This window comes from Sutterella seckii, from assembly GCF_009183815.1.
Classification (GTDB): Bacteria; Pseudomonadota; Gammaproteobacteria; order Burkholderiales; family Burkholderiaceae_F; genus Sutterella; species Sutterella seckii.
This window is the reverse complement of record NZ_WEHX01000054.1, coordinates 1-15,612: the sequence shown is the minus strand read 5'-3', so window position 1 is coordinate 15,612 and position 15,612 is coordinate 1. Positions and strand designations below refer to the sequence as shown.

13 protein-coding genes and 1 pseudogene are annotated in these 15,612 nt (G+C 60.6%); 12 read left to right on the top strand and 2 right to left on the bottom strand.

Going from position 1 to position 15,612, the window contains the following annotated elements; genetic code table 11:
* Positions 1–199: 199 nt before the first annotated feature.
* The 10 genes and pseudogenes from aroB to GBM95_RS07970 all read left to right on the top strand — a co-directional run bounded on the left by aroB (position 200) and on the right by GBM95_RS07970 (position 12,497).
* The gene (aroB, locus tag GBM95_RS08015) at positions 200–1,345 is read left to right on the top strand and encodes a 3-dehydroquinate synthase (RefSeq protein ID WP_152158611.1); all 1,146 of its coding nucleotides are present in this window, start codon (positions 200–202) and stop codon (positions 1,343–1,345) included.
* On the top strand, positions 1,342–2,724 hold the full coding sequence (gene aroA, locus GBM95_RS08010; RefSeq protein WP_226963231.1) for a 3-phosphoshikimate 1-carboxyvinyltransferase: 1,383 nt from the start codon (positions 1,342–1,344) through the stop codon (positions 2,722–2,724). The genes aroB and aroA overlap by 4 nt, the downstream gene beginning before the upstream one ends.
* A gap of 51 nt (positions 2,725–2,775) precedes the next feature.
* A complete protein-coding gene (aroC, locus tag GBM95_RS13235; RefSeq protein ID WP_451921336.1) occupies positions 2,776–5,730 on the top strand; it encodes a chorismate synthase in 2,955 nt (984 codons plus the stop codon).
* Between the two features lie 667 nt (positions 5,731–6,397).
* Positions 6,398–6,703, top strand: coding sequence for a hypothetical protein (locus GBM95_RS13025; RefSeq protein ID WP_264298092.1), 306 nt, complete (start codon positions 6,398–6,400; stop codon positions 6,701–6,703).
* Positions 6,682–7,872, top strand: a complete 1,191-nt coding sequence (locus GBM95_RS12695; RefSeq protein WP_264298091.1) for an anthranilate synthase component I family protein — start codon at positions 6,682–6,684, stop codon at positions 7,870–7,872. Before GBM95_RS13025 ends, GBM95_RS12695 begins: the two co-directional genes overlap by 22 nt.
* Before the next feature lie 43 nt (positions 7,873–7,915).
* Positions 7,916–8,504, top strand: a pseudogene (locus GBM95_RS07990) (anthranilate synthase component II).
* 157 nt (positions 8,505–8,661) lie between these two features.
* On the top strand, positions 8,662–9,693 hold the full coding sequence (locus GBM95_RS07985; RefSeq protein ID WP_152158609.1) for a FecCD family ABC transporter permease: 1,032 nt from the start codon (positions 8,662–8,664) through the stop codon (positions 9,691–9,693).
* Positions 9,693–10,493 (top strand): ABC transporter ATP-binding protein, encoded by an 801-nt coding sequence (locus GBM95_RS07980; protein WP_152158608.1) that lies wholly within the window; start codon positions 9,693–9,695, stop codon positions 10,491–10,493. Before GBM95_RS07985 ends, GBM95_RS07980 begins: the two co-directional genes overlap by 1 nt.
* Before the next feature lie 35 nt (positions 10,494–10,528).
* Positions 10,529–11,290, top strand: a complete 762-nt coding sequence (locus tag GBM95_RS07975; protein WP_152158607.1) for a class I SAM-dependent methyltransferase — start codon at positions 10,529–10,531, stop codon at positions 11,288–11,290.
* A 40-nt stretch (positions 11,291–11,330) separates the two neighbouring features.
* Positions 11,331–12,497, top strand: a complete 1,167-nt coding sequence (locus GBM95_RS07970) for an ABC transporter substrate-binding protein (protein WP_152158606.1) — start codon at positions 11,331–11,333, stop codon at positions 12,495–12,497.
* 13 nt (positions 12,498–12,510) lie between these two features.
* Here the strand turns inward: GBM95_RS07970 and GBM95_RS13020 are convergent, their stop codons facing one another.
* Complete coding sequence (locus GBM95_RS13020) at positions 12,511–12,636, bottom strand: hypothetical protein (RefSeq protein WP_264298090.1); 126 nt, start codon at positions 12,634–12,636, stop codon at positions 12,511–12,513.
* Between the two features lie 189 nt (positions 12,637–12,825).
* On the opposite strand from GBM95_RS13020, the gene GBM95_RS07965 reads away from it, so the two are divergent.
* The gene (locus tag GBM95_RS07965; protein ID WP_152158605.1) at positions 12,826–13,686 is read left to right on the top strand and encodes a DMT family transporter; all 861 of its coding nucleotides are present in this window, start codon (positions 12,826–12,828) and stop codon (positions 13,684–13,686) included.
* Positions 13,679–14,614 carry an AEC family transporter gene (locus GBM95_RS07960; RefSeq protein WP_152158604.1) on the top strand — a complete coding sequence of 312 codons (936 nt, stop codon included), beginning with the start codon at positions 13,679–13,681 and terminating at the stop codon, positions 14,612–14,614. Before GBM95_RS07965 ends, GBM95_RS07960 begins: the two co-directional genes overlap by 8 nt.
* Here the strand turns inward: GBM95_RS07960 and GBM95_RS07955 are convergent.
* Complete coding sequence (locus GBM95_RS07955) at positions 14,585–15,511, bottom strand: LysR family transcriptional regulator (RefSeq protein WP_152158603.1); 927 nt, start codon at positions 15,509–15,511, stop codon at positions 14,585–14,587. The two genes, GBM95_RS07960 and GBM95_RS07955, sit on opposite strands and share 30 nt — an antisense overlap.
* Between the last annotated feature and the right edge of the window lie 101 nt (positions 15,512–15,612).

Genomic DNA, 15,612 nt, shown 5'->3' with positions numbered 1-15,612 from the left:
CGCCGACGGCCTCCATGGTCGAGGTGCACAACAACCCCGCCGCAGCCCTCTGCGACGGTCCGCAGTCGATTACGCCCGACACCTTCGAAGAGCTCTGCCGCCGCGTTGAAGCCGTCCGCACGGCGCTCGCCGTCCACGACGAAGAGGCCCGCGCCGCCTGATTCCCGACATCCTCAACATCCATCAGTTAAAAGACGCCATGCAGAACGGACAGATCCTTGAAGTCAAAGCCGGCGAAGGCTACCTTGTGGAAATCACCCCGGGACTCCTCTCCGACGCCCCGAAGCTCGCGGGCCGCCTCTCCGCGCGTCTCGGCCTCACGGATCCTGCCGTTCGCGCGGTCATCGTGACCGACTCCAACGTGGGCCCGCTCTATGCGGAGAACGTGCAGGCAGCGCTCGAAGCCGCCCGCCCCGGGGCATCCGCCGGCGTCATCGCGATTCCCGCCGGAGAGCAAAGCAAGACGCCCGCAGAGCTTGTGCGGGTTCTCGAAGCCATGGCGGGCTTAAGACTCACGCGAAAGGATGCCGTCATTGCGCTCGGGGGCGGCGTGGTCGGCGACCTCGCGGGTCTTGCCGCGGCGCTCTACATGCGGGGCATCCGGTGCCTCCAGATGCCGACGAGCCTGCTTGCCATGGTGGATTCGAGCGTCGGCGGGAAAACCGCCGTCGACCTTGAAGCCGGCAAAAACCTGATGGGCGTCTTCTCGCAGCCCGTCGGGGTCCTCATCGACCCGGAGGTTCTCCGCACGCTCCCCGCACGCGAAATTTCCTGCGGCTGGGGAGAGATCATCAAATATGCCGGGCTCGACCCCGATGTGCTCGCGGCCGTCAGGCAGGAACTCGGCTCCGGCGAGGATGGAAGCGGCTTGGCGCCCCTTCCGTCCGTCGACCTCATCGCGCGCTCGATCGACGTGAAGCGCCGCATCGTCTCTGAAGACGAAAAGGAATCGGGCGCGAGAAGGCTCCTCAACCTCGGCCACACGGCGGGCCACGCCGTGGAAACGGCGTCCTGCTATGCGCTCTCCCACGGCGCCTCAGTCGCGATCGGCATGCACATCCTCACGAAAGCGCTCGTCCAGGAAGGAAAGCTCCCCCGGGCAATGCTCGAAGACCTTGAAGCGCTTCTTCTGAAAGCCGGTCTTCCCGCCTCTCTTCCTCCTGAACTCCTTGCCCGCCCCGACCTCGACTTCAGCACGGACAAGCTTCTCGCCATTGCGCGCCACGACAAAAAGTCCGCCGGTTCGGGCGTGAACCTCGTTCTCCCTGTTGCGCCCGGACGCGCCGAAGTGAAGAAGGTTTCCTGGGAAGACTTCCGCGCCATGCTTGAAACGGGCCTTCGATGAAAGGGCCTCTTTCCCGCCGCTTTTCCATCGATTCAACACGCAACCACACGCACCCCGCAAACGCCATGATCGTCACCGTCACGCCGCGCTTTTTAAGCGGAAAAATTCCGGCCATCGCCTCGAAGTCCTATGCGCACCGCCTTCTGATTGCGGCGGCGCTCTCGGAATCGCCGGCGCATGTCTCCTGCAGCACCCGGTCTGAGGACATCGACGCCACCTGCCGCGTGCTCCGGGGCCTCAGCGCCCGGGTGACCCAGGGCAATGCAGGCGACGCCGACGTTCTTCCGATCGATCGGGATCATCTTCCCGTGCTCCCGGAAGTCGACTGCGGCGAATCCGGAACGACGCTCCGCTACCTCATTCCGGTCGCGGCGGCCCTCGGCTGCGGCGCAAAGTTCATCTGCCGCGGCAGGCTCCCCAGCCGCCCCGTCGAACCTCTTGCCGGAGAGCTCAAACGCCACGGCATCCGCCTCACGACGCTCCCGGGCGAAGGCTTCGTCGTTGAAGGAAAGCTCGCCCCCGGCGCCTATTCGCTTCCCGGAAACGTCTCCTCGCAGTTCATCGGCGGCCTCCTCTACGCGCTCGCGATTCTCGAGGGTACGAGCACGCTTGCGATTACAAAGGGCTTTGAATCCGAACCCTACGTGCGCATGACGCTCGAGGTGCTCGAAGCCGCGGGCGTCGCGATCCGCGAGGAAAAGGGCCCGGAGGGGCTTCCCGTCTGGACCGTCGCCGGCCGCGGAAAGCTTCATGCCGGACCGGAACTCGTCGTTGAAGGCGACTGGTCGAACGCCGCCTTCTGGCTCGCTGCCGGCGCGCTCGCGGGCGACGAAGGAGAGACCATCGAAGTGACCGGCATCCGGCGCGACTCGCTTCAGGGCGATCGGGCCGTCGCCGAAATCCTCGCGCGCTTCGGCGCCCGGGTAATTCAGACGGAATCCGCGACGAGCGTAATGAGCGCTCTCCCCGGAGCTCTCCGCGGCATTGAGATTGATGCCGCGCAGATTCCGGACCTTGTTCCCATTCTTGCCGTCGTTGCGGGGGCGGCCTCGGGCACCACGCGCTTCACGAACGCCGGGCGCCTTCGCATCAAGGAAAGCGACCGGCTGAAAAGCACGTCGGCTCTCCTCTCGCTCCTCGGAGTGCCGCACGAAGAGGAGCCCGCAGGCCTCGTCGTTCACGGGCTCGGAAGCGCGGGAAAATTCCGCGGGGGCGAGATTCAGGGCTTCGGCGACCACCGCATCGTGATGGCGGCAGCCGTTGCCGCCGCCTCGGGCGGAGCGCACGTCCGCATTTCCGGGGCGGAAGCCTTCCGGAAAAGCTATCCGAAGTTCCTTGAGGACTTCGCCAAATTGGGCGGCCTCTGCAGCGCGGAATAACGCGCTTCTCATCCCCCCAAACGAGCTTTAGAACATTTTTTGGATTTCAGCATGAACACGACTTTCGGCGAAAACCTCCGCACCACCGTCTTCGGTCAATCGCACGCAGACGCGATCGGATGCACGATCGAGGGACTGCCCGCAGGCGAATCAATCTCGGTCGCCGCCTTGCAGGCCTTCATGGCCCGGCGCGCCCCGGGCGGAAAGCTCGCCACGCAGCGAAAGGAACCCGACGCGCCGGAAATCCTCTGCGGCATGGTCGACGGCATTACCTGCGGCGCGCCGCTCGCCGCCATCATCCGGAATACCAATCAGCGCTCGCAGGACTACAAAGTGATTGCCGACCTCCCGCGTCCCTCGCACGCGGACCTTCCGGCTGAAGTGAAGTACCAGGGACATCAGGACGTCCGCGGAGGCGGCGCGTTCTCCGGGCGCCTCACCGCTCCCATCGCGCTTGCGGGCGGCATCGCGCTTCAGATTCTCGCGCGCCGCGGGATCCGCATTGCCGCGCACCTCCTCTCGGTCGGAACGGAAGAAGACCGCCCGATGAATCCGATGGGCGAAAACCCGGAAGACCTGGAGAAGCGCCTCGAAAGAGGCCTCCCGGTCCTCTCCGACGATGCAGAAATCCGCATGACCGAAGCCATTCTCGCTGCGAGGAAGTCGGGCGACAGCATTGGCGCGGTGATCGAATGCATCATCGAAGGGCTCCCCTGCGGGCTCGGCGGCCCTCTCTTTGAAGGCTTCGACGGGAAGCTCGCCTTCGGACTCTTCGGCATTCCCGGCGTCAAGGGCGTCGAATTCGGCCGCGGATTCGAGGCCGCACGCATGAAAGGCTCAGAAAACAACGACCCCTGGGAGATTTCCTCTGAAGCTCCGGGCGCAAAGCCCCGCACCAACAACGCGGGCGGCATTGCGGGCGGCATCACGACGGCCGCGCCCGTCGTCTTCCGGATCGCCATGAAGCCCACGCCTTCGATTGCGCTCGCGCAGGAAACGATTTCCATTTCAAGGCATGAAAACGCAGAGCTCGGCGTGAGGGCCGCCACGACCCCTGCATCGGCGTTCGCGCCGTGCCCGTCGCGGAAGCCGTCGCCGCCCTCGCCGCCCTCGACAGCCTTCTCGCCGCCCCGGCAGTTCTCCCTCAGGCGCTTGAGTGCCCCTCGATTCCCCCGCAGGAAGAGAGCAGCAAATAATTTTTCCGGACCAGTGATGAATCAGCCTCAACAGAAAATTTCGGCGCCCCTCGGGGATCTGCGCGAACGGATCGACGACATTGACGGCAAGCTCTCCGCCCTCATTGATGAGCGCATGACGGTCGCCGACGAAGTGGGCGCGAGAAAGCGCCGGCTCGGACTTGCCGTTCATGCTCTCAAACGCGAGGAAGCGCTCCTCGCGCGCATCACGAGCGGCCGCGACCCGGAAACGAGTCATGTTCTTCATTCCGTCTACGAGGTCCTGATTGCAGGCTCCCGCCGCCAGCAGCTGAGCCCCATCCTCGCCGAGGACGATCTTCCCGAAAAGGGGAATTACGAGGCGCGCCTTCCCGTGCTTCCCGGCGAATCGCCCCGGAGCGTAACGGCGAAGGCCCTCGCCGCGCTCCTCGCGGGGGGCTTCGTCCCGGAAGCCGTCATTCCGGGCGGCGACGCCGTTTCCATCACCTTCCGCTCGGAAGGCGACAAGGCCTCTCAGATCCTCATCGCCGACCTGATCGGGCTCGGCGCAACGGTCGTTCGTTCCGAAATCCGCCACAAGGCGCTCCGCCCGGGCGCGGGGCTCCTCTGCGGGCTTCTCGGCCGCACGCTTTCCCATACGCTTTCGCCCGCCATCCACAAGGAACTCGCGGCCTACGCCTACAAGTGCTTCGAGGTCGAGCCCGACCGCCTCGACAAATTCTTCGCTGCCGTCCCCTTCGACGGCCTCAACGTCACGATTCCCTATAAGGAAGCCGTGATCCCCTTCCTCGCGCGCCTCACGGACCGCGCCGAAAAGGTGGGCGCCGTCAACACCATCATCCGCGAGGCCGACGGGTCGCTCACGGGCGACAACACCGACTACGCGGGCTTTGAAGCCATGATCGCCGCCTCCGGCATCGACGTGAAGGGAAAGAAGGCCCTCATTCTCGGCACCGGGGGCGCGGCGAAGTGCGTCTTCTCAGTCCTCCGCGACATGGGCGCGAACCCGAAAATGGTGTCGCGCACGGGCGAGCTCAATTACGGGAACATCGGGCGCGAATCCGATGCCGCGATTCTCGTGAACGCCACGCCCGTCGGCATGTACCCGCGCGCCGGGGCAGCTCCCGTTGAAAACCTTGCGAGCCTCCCGCATCTCGAATTCGTCTTCGACCTCATCTACAACCCGGCAAAGACGAAGCTCATGCTCGAAGCCGATGCGAGAGGGATACCCAACATGAACGGACTCCTCATGCTCGTCGTTCAGGCGATTGAAGCGTCGAGGCGCTTCCTCTGGAACCGAGAGCCGGCGGCGAACACGGCCGGACTCTTCAGGAAGCTCGCCCTCGAAAACGAAAACATCGTCCTTTCCGGCATGCCCGGAAGCGGCAAGTCAACCGTCGGGCGCGCGATCGCCAGTGCGCTCGGCCGCGAATTCATCGACCTCGACGATGCGATTGAGGCAGCTGCCGACTGCTCCATCCCGGAAATCTTCGCGAGAGACGGCGAAAAAGCCTTCCGCGACCTTGAAACCCACATCACGCAGCTCGCGGGCGCTCGCCGGGGCGTCGTGATTGCAACGGGGGGAGGCACGCTCCTGAGAGAAAAGAACCGCGAGGCGCTCAAGCAGAACGGCCGGATCGCGCTCCTCACGCGCCCGCTCTCCGACCTTCCCGTTGCAGGACGCCCGGTTTCGCTCTCAAAGCCCCTCACGCAGATCTGGGAAGAGCGGAAAGCGATCTACCTCGGAAACGCCGACGTAACGATCGAGAATACGGGCGCGCCCGAAGATGCCGCCGCGGCCATTCTCCGGGCTTTCGGGCAGAACATCTGATCCCGGGCGCTCCAGAGGCATTCTCCAAACCCGCCCAAAGCCGCAGAAAGCTTCAGCGAGCTTCCTGCGGCTTGTCGTCTTTATTGCGTCGGAGGCGCTCCCAGCGGACAAGCTGCCGCTCGCGGCCGTCGATGACGACCCATTCCGCAGTTTCAAAAAAACGATTCTATCGTCCCGATTGGCACAGACTCCGCGGCGAAGCGTCCACAGAAAGCACGCCGGCAGACGGAGCACGGATCGGCGGCACCACGCCCGGGCGTCATTGCAGACGGTCAGGAGAGCTTTAAATATTGATATGCATCAATTCAACAGAGCAGTTATGCCTGCGCAGGAACACATTTCATCTGCCAAGCTATTCACCAATACATTCTTTTTTTCGTTCATCTTCATGCTTTTCCTCGTCTCGATTCCCAATGCCTCGTGGCGCTGGCGTCGGTCCTTTGGTCCGCTGCCTGCGTTCGCGTGCATGCATTCCGGGAATCAATCCGACGAGGCGCTCTGCTGTCTGAGAGTGCTCCATCAGAGGAAAGCATGACGAACGCTTGAACCCAAGAGGACTTTTCGTCAAAGTCCTTGCCCTGAAAGCGGACCAGAGGCCAACGGCTTCCGGTCCGCTTTTTTTCGCCCCGAACTTTGTTTTTTCCTTCCGCCCGGAGTCGAATCCGCCATGCTCACCTTCCAGGAATTTTCCGACCTTGCCCAGAAGGGCAACCTCATCCCCGTCACCGAAAAACTCGCCGCCGACATGGAGACCCCGGTCACCGTCCTCGCGCGCCTTCAGGAGGACGAAAACGTCTTTCTTCTCGAATCCGTCGAGGCGGGCGAACGCTTCGGGCGCTACTCCTTCATCGGGCTCAATCCGAGGGGCGTCTTCACCGTGGAGAACGGGAAAGCCTACTACGCCCCAGCGGAAGGGAAAAAGCGCGAACTCGCCGCGCCCGAAGGCCCCTCATGGCGCTCAGAACCCTCATGAAGGGCTTGAAGCCCGCGCTTCCTCCCGACATGCCCGCCTTCATCGGAGGCGCCGTGGGCGCGATCGGATACGAGGCCGTCGGCGAATTCGAAAATCTCCCTGCCCCGAAGCCCGGCCTCCGGGGCCCCACGTCCTCCTTCATGATTGCGGACGACCTCATCATCTTCGACAACTTCCGCCATACGCTGATGCTCTCGGCGGCGGTCAGGACGGATGAATTCGAGACGCTGCGCGCCGCCTACGACGAAGGCGTGCGCCGCGTGCGGGTCATGAAGGAAAAGCTCGCCCGGCCCGCTCGCCCGGGAGCGGCTGAAGCCCGCCCCGTTCCGGAGCTCCGCTCCAACTGCACGGAAAGCTCCTTTACCCAAATGGTTGAAAAGACCCGGGCGCACATCCGCGAGGGGAACATCATCCAGGTCGTGCTCTCGCAGAAATTCTCGGGCGAAACGGACATTCCCCCGCTCACGCTCTACCGGGCGCTGAGGCTCATCAATCCCTCACCCTACACGTTCTTCATGAAGATGGGAAAGCTCATCCTCATTTCCTCGTCTCCCGAAACGCTCTGCCGGACGGAAGCGGGCGGGAAGGCCCTTCTGCGCCCCATTGCGGGCACCCGTCCGAGAGGGAAGACGCCCGCGGAAGATGCCGAGCTCGAAAAGTCGCTCCTTGCCGACCCGAAGGAGCGCGCCGAACATCTGATGCTCGTCGACCTCGCCCGCAACGACCTCGGGCGGATCGCCGCCCCCGGCACCGTGAAGGTCTCCGACTTCATGTCGATTCAGCGCTTCTCCCACGTCATGCACATCGTGAGCACGGTTGAAGGAGAGCTCGGGGAAGGCAGGGACGCCTTCGACCTCGTGCGGAGCGCCTTCCCGGCGGGCACGCTCTCCGGAGCTCCGAAGGTGCGCGCGATGGAAATCATCCATGAGCTCGAACCCTCGCCCCGCGGGATGTACGGCGGGGCCGCGGGCTACTTCGGCTACGACGGCGCCATGGATCTCGCGATCACCATCCGCACGATCGTGCTCGACGGCCGCCGCATGGAAATTCAGTCGGGAGCGGGCATCGTGCATGATTCCGTCCCGCATATGGAATACCTCGAAACGTGCAATAAAGCCGCCGCCATGATGAAGGCGATCGAACTCGCCGCCCGCGGACTCGCGCTCTGAGCCGCACAGGAACGACGCCAAACGACAGGGGAAAAAAGAAATCATGAAGCTCGTCATGCTCGACAACTACGACTCCTTCACCTACAACATCGTGCAGTACCTGCAGATGCTCGGGGCTGAGGTGGTGACCATCCGCAACAACCGCACGACCCCGGAGGAGGTGCTCGGACTCGGCGCCGATGCGCTCGTTCTTTCTCCCGGCCCGGGGAAGCCTTCGGAAGCCGGAATTCTCACGGACCTCATCCAGGCGGGCGCCCGCGAGAAGATCCCGATGCTCGGCGTCTGCCTCGGCCACCAGGCGATCGGAGAAGTGTTCGGGATGAAGGTCATGCGTGATGCACGGCAAAGCCTCTCAAATCACGACGGACGGCCGCGGCATCTTCGAAGGGCTCCCCGAAAGGCTCTCCGTCATCCGCTACCATTCGCTCGCGCTCGACCCGGAGACGCTTCCCGCCGAGCTTGAAATTTCCGCCCGCGCGGCGGACGACGGCGAAATCATGGGAATCCGCCACCGGACGCTCCCGATTGAAGGCGTGCAGTACCACCCGGAATCCGTGCTCTCCGAAAAGGGGATGGAGCAGTTCGAAAACTTCCTCAAAGCGGTCCGGGCCTCGCGCGGCCGGGAACTCTGACGCTGCCGTCCGGAAGAATCAGACAGGATCCAAAAGGACTACGCCGCACGCCTTGATTGAAAAAGGCATTTTTCTGCAACTTTTTGAGGAGGCGGAAGAGCGGGAATGACCGTATGATGATTTTCGAAATCATCATACGTTTCCCCGCCAGCCTCCCATGTCCTGCCACATTCATTACCGCGAGCGCCAGCGAAGCCGCCTTGCCGTCACGACGGGCATTGCCGCTGCGACGCTTCTCCTTCTCGCGCTCGACCTTGCGACCGGATCCTCAGGCATTCCGCTCCGGGAGCTTCTCGCGTCGCTCCTCGCAGGACCCTCGGCCGACAACCCGCAGGCGCTCATTCTCTGGGAGCTCCGGCTTCCCATGTCGGTAACGGCGCTCTTCGTGGGCGCGTCGCTTTCGCTCGCGGGCCTCTCCATTCAGACGATTACCGCCAATGCGCTTGCAAGCCCCTCGACCCTCGGCATCACCTCAGGCGCGAGCTTCGGCGCGGCGCTTGCGATCACTGCCGGGTTCACGATCGCCGGAGAACTCTGGACCGGCACCATCGCCGCCGCCTTCATCTCCGCGCTCCTCATCTGCGGCCTGATCCTCGCCCTCGGGCGCATGCGCGGGATGACGCCCTCGACCCTGATCCTCGCGGGCATCATCATGAACTTCTTCTTCATCGCGCTCGAGCAGCTTCTCATCTACCTTGCGTCCCCCGAGACCGCTCAGCTCATCAACGGCTGGACCTTCGGGAACCTTGAGCGCGCCGGCTGGCTCTCGGCCGCCGCGGCGGGCGGAGCGCTCCTTCTGGGGCTCCTCATGCTCGCCCCCGCCGCCTGGCAGCTCACGACGCTCTCCGTCGGCGAAGAGCGCGCGAAGAGCCTCGGCGTCCCCGTCGCGCGGCTGAGGATCCTTGTTTTTGCGGTCTCGTCGCTTCTCGTGGCGGCGGCAGTCTCCTTCATCGGCACGATCGCCTTCGTGGGGCTCGTAGCGCCCCACTGCGCGAAGCTGCTCCTCGGCGACGATCAGCGCTGGCTCATCCCGGGAAGCATTCTCTCGGGCGGCTTCATCATGCTCCTCTCCTCCCTCATCGCTAAGTGGCTCTCCGCAGGCGCGATGCTTCCGATCGGCATCGTCACGTCGATTGCGGGCGTTCCCTTCCTTCTTGCACTTCTTCTCAAAAGCCGGAGGGACTTCTGATGGCGCTTACGCTCACAGTCCGCAATCTCGGGGTTGAGTTCGGCCCGAAAAAGATCCTTCACGACATTTCCTTCGACGTCGCCGCCGGGGAGCTCGTCTCCATCACCGGGCGGAACGCCGCCGGGAAAACGACGCTTTTGAAAGCCATTGCAGGGCTCGAGCCCCGCACGGGCGACGTGGTCCTCAAAGAAAACGGAGAGGTGCTCCCGAGGAGCGCCATTGCCTACCTCCCGCAGCTCACGCAGGTCTCGAGCCGCCTTTCCGTCTTCGAAATGGTGATGCTCGGCCTCGGGCGGCGTCTTTCCTGGCGCGTCACGCCGGACGTTTTCGAGCAGGTCGATCAGACGCTTCATGCCATGCAGATCAGCCATCTCGCGGATCTTCCGGTCGCCTCGCTCTCCGGGGGGCAAAAGCAGCTCGTCTTCATGGCGCAGGCCTTCGTCTCCCGCCCGCGGGTGCTGCTTCTCGACGAACCCACGAGCGCGCTTGACCTGAGGCATCAGCTGATCGTGATGGAGGCCGCCCGCGCTTACGCGGAGAGGACCGGCTCCATCGCGCTCGCGGTCGTCCACGACCTCATGCTCGCGTCGCGCTTTTCGACGCGCCTTCTCATGCTCGCCGACGGCACCGTTCGCCGCTACGACACGCCGGAAAAGGTGCTCACGCCCGACGAGCTCTCGGTGGTCTACCGCGTGGAGGCGGCGGTGGAGCGGACTTCGGGCGGACGCGTCGTCGTGATCCCCGAGAAGCCCCTCGACGTCGACACGGGCCATCACCATCACGACCACGCTCATTCCTGATTTCTCATTTCCCGATTCATATCCAAGAGCACGCCATGACTCAAACCTCCTCCCTCCCCTCGCGCATCTCGGGCTACTGGGACACGCGCGCCGAAGGCTACAGCCTGCGCACGATCGATGAATTTGATTCCGGCGAGGGCGACCGCTGGGTTGAGCGCCTCACGCGCCTTCTCGACCTTCCGCCCTCGGCGAAGGTTGCCGACGCCGGGTGCGGACCGGGGTTTCTCGCGCTCGCCGCGGCCAGAGCGGGCTGGCAGGCGGTCGGCTTCGATGCTTCTCCCGGGATGCTCGATGAGGCGAGAAAGAATGCTGCGGCCCTCGGCCTCGCCGTTGACTTCATTGAAGCTGATGCGGCGGCGCTTCCTGTTCGTGACGGTGCGCTCGACGCCGTTCTGTCGCGCAACGTCATCTGGAATCTCCCCGATCCTCTCCGGGCGCTCAGGGACTGGTTCCGGGCGCTCAGGCCCGGCGGAGAGCTTTTCTACGCCGACGGCAACCACTACCGGTATCTCGAGGACGACGCCTTTGCGCGGCTCCATCAGACGGAAGCCGTTCCCTACGGCCACAGCGAGAAATTCATGCTCGGGGTCGACACGAGCCCGATGGAGCGGATTGCCGGAGGGCTCCCGCTCACGCATCAGGACCGTCCGGGCTGGGACGTCGAAGCGCTCCTTGAATGCGGCTTTACCGACGTGACCGTTTTCGAACCCGTCCTCGTCAAAGTGACGGATCCGAAGACGGGCAAGGAATCCGCGCTCATCCGCGACTTCATGGTGCTCGCGAAGAAGCCCGTCTGAATTTCATCACCCTTTTTTCTTCTCTTCACGAGGCCTTCTCATGATCTCCCGCCGCACCGTTCTTCAGTTTTCCGGCGCCCTCGCCGTGCTCGGCCTCATTCCCTTCGCCCATGGAGCAGAAGCTCGGCTCCCTGACTTTCCGCCCGCCGGAACCTGGCCCCTCGTCTTCACGGACGTCGAGGGCCGCAGGGTGACGATCCGGGAGATGCCCAAACGCATCATCGTCGCCAACTACATCGCCAACTACCTGCTTGTGGGGGGAAGCGGCGCGCTTCAGAAAGTGGTCGGCCTCACGCAGGACCACTGGGAGAGCACCCGCACGGGCGAATACCGCGTCTTCACGAAGGCGTTCCCCGGCATCACGCAGATTCCCTCGATCGGGGGCTACCACGACGACATCCTCAATACCGAGCGGATTCTGTCTCTGAAGCCCGACGTCCTTCTCATCGGCCGCACGCAGTTTGCCGCCAACAGCCAGCGCGTCAATCTTCTTGAACGCGCAGGGATCCGCGTGATCGTGATCGACTATCACGCGATGAAGCTTGAGAACCACGTGCTTTCCACGAGGATCCTCGGGCGCCTCCTCGGGAGGGACGACGCGGCTGAAGCACTCTGCCGCGAATGCATCGAGGGGCTCTCCGAAATCAACCGGCGCATCAGCGCGCTCCCCTCGAGCGTCAAGCACCGCACCTGCTACATGGAGCTCGGGAACCTCGGGCCCGGACAGTACGGCAATTCCTACAACGCCACGATTCTCTGGGGCGCCATTCTGAAGCGCATTGAAGCGGGGAGCATTTCCGAAAAGAACGCGGAGCCCTACAGCGCACTCACGCGGGAATTCGTGATCTCAAGAGCCCCGGAAGTCGTCATCATCGGCGGGAGCATCTGGGGGAACGACCATGCCGACCAGATGCGGATGGGCTTTACGGTGGAGCGCCCGGATGCGCTCAAGCGCCTCCAGGGCTTCAGAAACCGCCCGCTCTGGCAGAACCTGCCGGCCGTGAAGAACAATGAATTCTATGGGGTCGACCACGGGAGCCTCCGCTCAATCGTGGACTGGCGCTTCACGCAATACCTCGCCAAAGTCTTCTACCCGGAAGCCTTTAAGGATGCCGAACCGGAGGCGGCGCTCGTCGCGACCTACCGCCGGCATCTCCCCGAGATTGATCCCCAGGGAACCTTCATGCTGTCGATCAGAGAAGGCTGATCCCCAGGAAGCTCTAATCCGCGGCCGTACGCATGCCGGCCGCGCACTTTCTGAGGAGCTTTTCGAGCGCGTCGGCTTCCTCATCCGTGAGGCCGGCGCGGAGGTCGTCGGCAAACTTCCCGGAGATGTCCATCCTCATGCGCTTAAACGCCCTGGCATGACCGGATGAAGACTGGTTCGCAATTCGGAACGACGCTGCAGGGAGCTTTTCGTTTTCGGGTTCCTTACATGCGGTTTTGGAATACATAGCATACGAAATATTCGTTTTTCTTCTTACACTTTAACCGTTAGGCTTTGAAAAGAGTTCAAATCTGATCAAGATCCTCTAATGAAAAGCCCGGAATTTCTTCACCTTCTGTCATTATTCCTGTTTGGTTTTAATGGCGTAACAGCTGCCTATATCCATTTGTCTTCCGACCAGATCGTCATTCTGCGGCTGTTGATAGGCGTTTTATTTTTATTGCCTTTTTCATTACGCTTTATTAAAACGTTTTCCATAACTTCCCGCACTCTCGCCGCAACCATAAGTGCTGGATTTTTCATTGGAATCAGTTGGATATTTCTCTACAGCGCCTATCGTCATATCGGCGTATCCCAGGCCTCTGTCATTTATTACTTCGGTCCTGTGCTGGTAATGGCTGTCACCGCATTTACCCGTACTGAGCAAATTCATTCAACTCAATGGATTTGCCTGATCATAGCTCTCTGCGGGCTCTTTCTGTGCATCGGGCAAAATTCTTCCTGGATACAGGATTCCTACGGTATTCTGAAAGCCTGTACATCAGCATTGTGTTACGCAGGCATGATCCTTTGCGCACGGCAGATCCGGACCGAAAATAATTTCATGAGCGCCTTTCTGATTTTAGCGGCTGCTTTGGGAACCGTTGCCGCCTACTTCCCATTCGGTCAGAACGGTCTTCCAACATTTTCCGCCGTTATGGAATCAGCCATTCCTTTGCTTGTTCTTGGCATCGTCAATACCGGATTCTCCTGCCTCTTATATTTCCGGGCGGTTCCAAAATTGTCTGCAGCAACTGTTTCTGTGGTGGGTTATCTGGAACCTTTAACGGCTGTCGTCGCAGCAACTCTGTTTTTATCGGAACCATTAACCGCATTGCAAATCATAGGCATCTCCATGCTTTTTGGAGGAGCTGCAGCTGCTCAACGGATAGGTTGCCGCAATGTATAGCATATCTCTTATCATCCCTGATTTTGCCATAATTCTTCTCGGACTCGTCTTGAGCCGGAAAGGCGGATTCACCAAAGCATTTTGGGATGGCGCCGAGAAGCTGGTCTTCAATTTTCTCTTAGCTCCATTTCTCTTTGTTTCGGTTGCACAGTCTCAACTGGCTGTCGGAGAGTCCGTCCGCTTTTTATTGACGGGCATTTGCGCCATGCTTCTTGGTGTTGCCGCGTCATTTGCAGTCCGCTATTTCATTAAAGCGGACGCCGTCACGCATGCCTCTGTCTTTCAGTGCGGATTCCGCTTCAATACGTATATCGGCTTTGCCATATGCACCCGATTTTGCGGCGCTGAAGGCCCCTCGCTCCTGGCGATGCTGATTGCCTTCTGGGTTCCCATCAGCAACTCGATTGCCGTTTCCGATCTCGTGCGTGCCGTTGCCAAACGCGACAATCAATCCGAAAATCGCTCCCAATTATTGCGGACAACCGTTCTGGGCGTAGCCAGGAATCCTCTGATTATCGCTACCGTTTTAGGGCTGATCTTCAATTATCTGGGCATTGAATTGATTCAGCCGGTAAAAGACTTTCTGAGTCATCTTGGAAGCGCATCCCTGGCAATGGGTCTCCTTTGCATCGGAGCCGGCCTTCAATTCAGCAATCTTGCAAAGCACTTCAAACTGATCGCTGCCTCCTGCCTGGTTCGACTTGCCGTCATTCCTTTAATGGCCTGGATCGTTATTCAGTTAACCGGGCTTTCCGGCAACGCAGCTGCTGTTGTTTTGGTTTTTGCATCACTGCCTACAGCGCAGTCCTGCTACGTAATGACGGCCAACATGCATGGAAATGCTTCCATTGTTGCTGCAGTCACCACGCTGCAGACGCTTCTATCCATGCTGACGCTTTCAATTTTGATCGCATTGCAGTTTACATAAAAATTCCTTGATTTTTGGCTTTAAACTCATTCGCATAGCGAGTTCATTTTCAAAAACCGACAGGAATCGGGAGGCAGCCGGCGAGAGACCAGTTGAGCCATTCACAATAAGTGAAATAATCCGGCTGCATGGAGGTTCAATTTCACGAACTTCAACCCGATAATTCAATCGTTCCAGAATCAGTTTAGGCAAAACACCAACAGCGATGCCGTTTTCCACCATGCTCAGCAAAGCATAGTCGTCAAAAGTTCGGAACTTAACATTTGCCTGTAAATGTTGTTTTTCAAACATATTACTGATTTCAGCCTGCCTGCCTTTTTCAAGCATGATCATCGGCTCTTTGGCAAGATCCGCTACTGAAACCTTTTCCCTGTCGGCCAATGCATGCGTTTCCGGCAATATCGCCAGCAATTCATCTTCATGCAAAGGCAGTGCCTTAACTCTTTTCGAGACCGGCAATGCAGCGAATCCGAAATCCACTCTGGTCTCGGCTACCCAGTCCTCAATTTCCGAGTAATCACCCATTAAAATTTCAAATTCGATATCCGGATGCGCTTTCCCAAAACGTGCAATGACATGGGGCAGCCAAAAGGTTGCAATACTTGAAAAAACGCCTATTCTTACAGTTCCGCAAAGAACGCCGCGAATATCCATTACGGTGTCCCGCACCAGCTCATTTTCAGCGCAAATCCGACGAAGGAGCGGCAGGATCTTCAGGCAGTCAGGCGTTGGGCGCACTCCTGATTTGCTGCGAATGAGAAGCTGAAATCCCCAGAGGCTTTCCAAATCCAGAATCATGCGGCTCAACGCTGATTGAGTGCAGTGCATCGATTCCGTGGCTTTTGTCAGGCTGCCGCAATCGACAGCACAAAGCAAAGCTCGATATTTCGTCAGCATTTTAAGGATGCTCTGAGCAAATCGAAAGATAATGCATTAATTGTATAAATATCAAATATATGATAGAATATATCTATCATGAATAGATTTGCGAGAGGCTT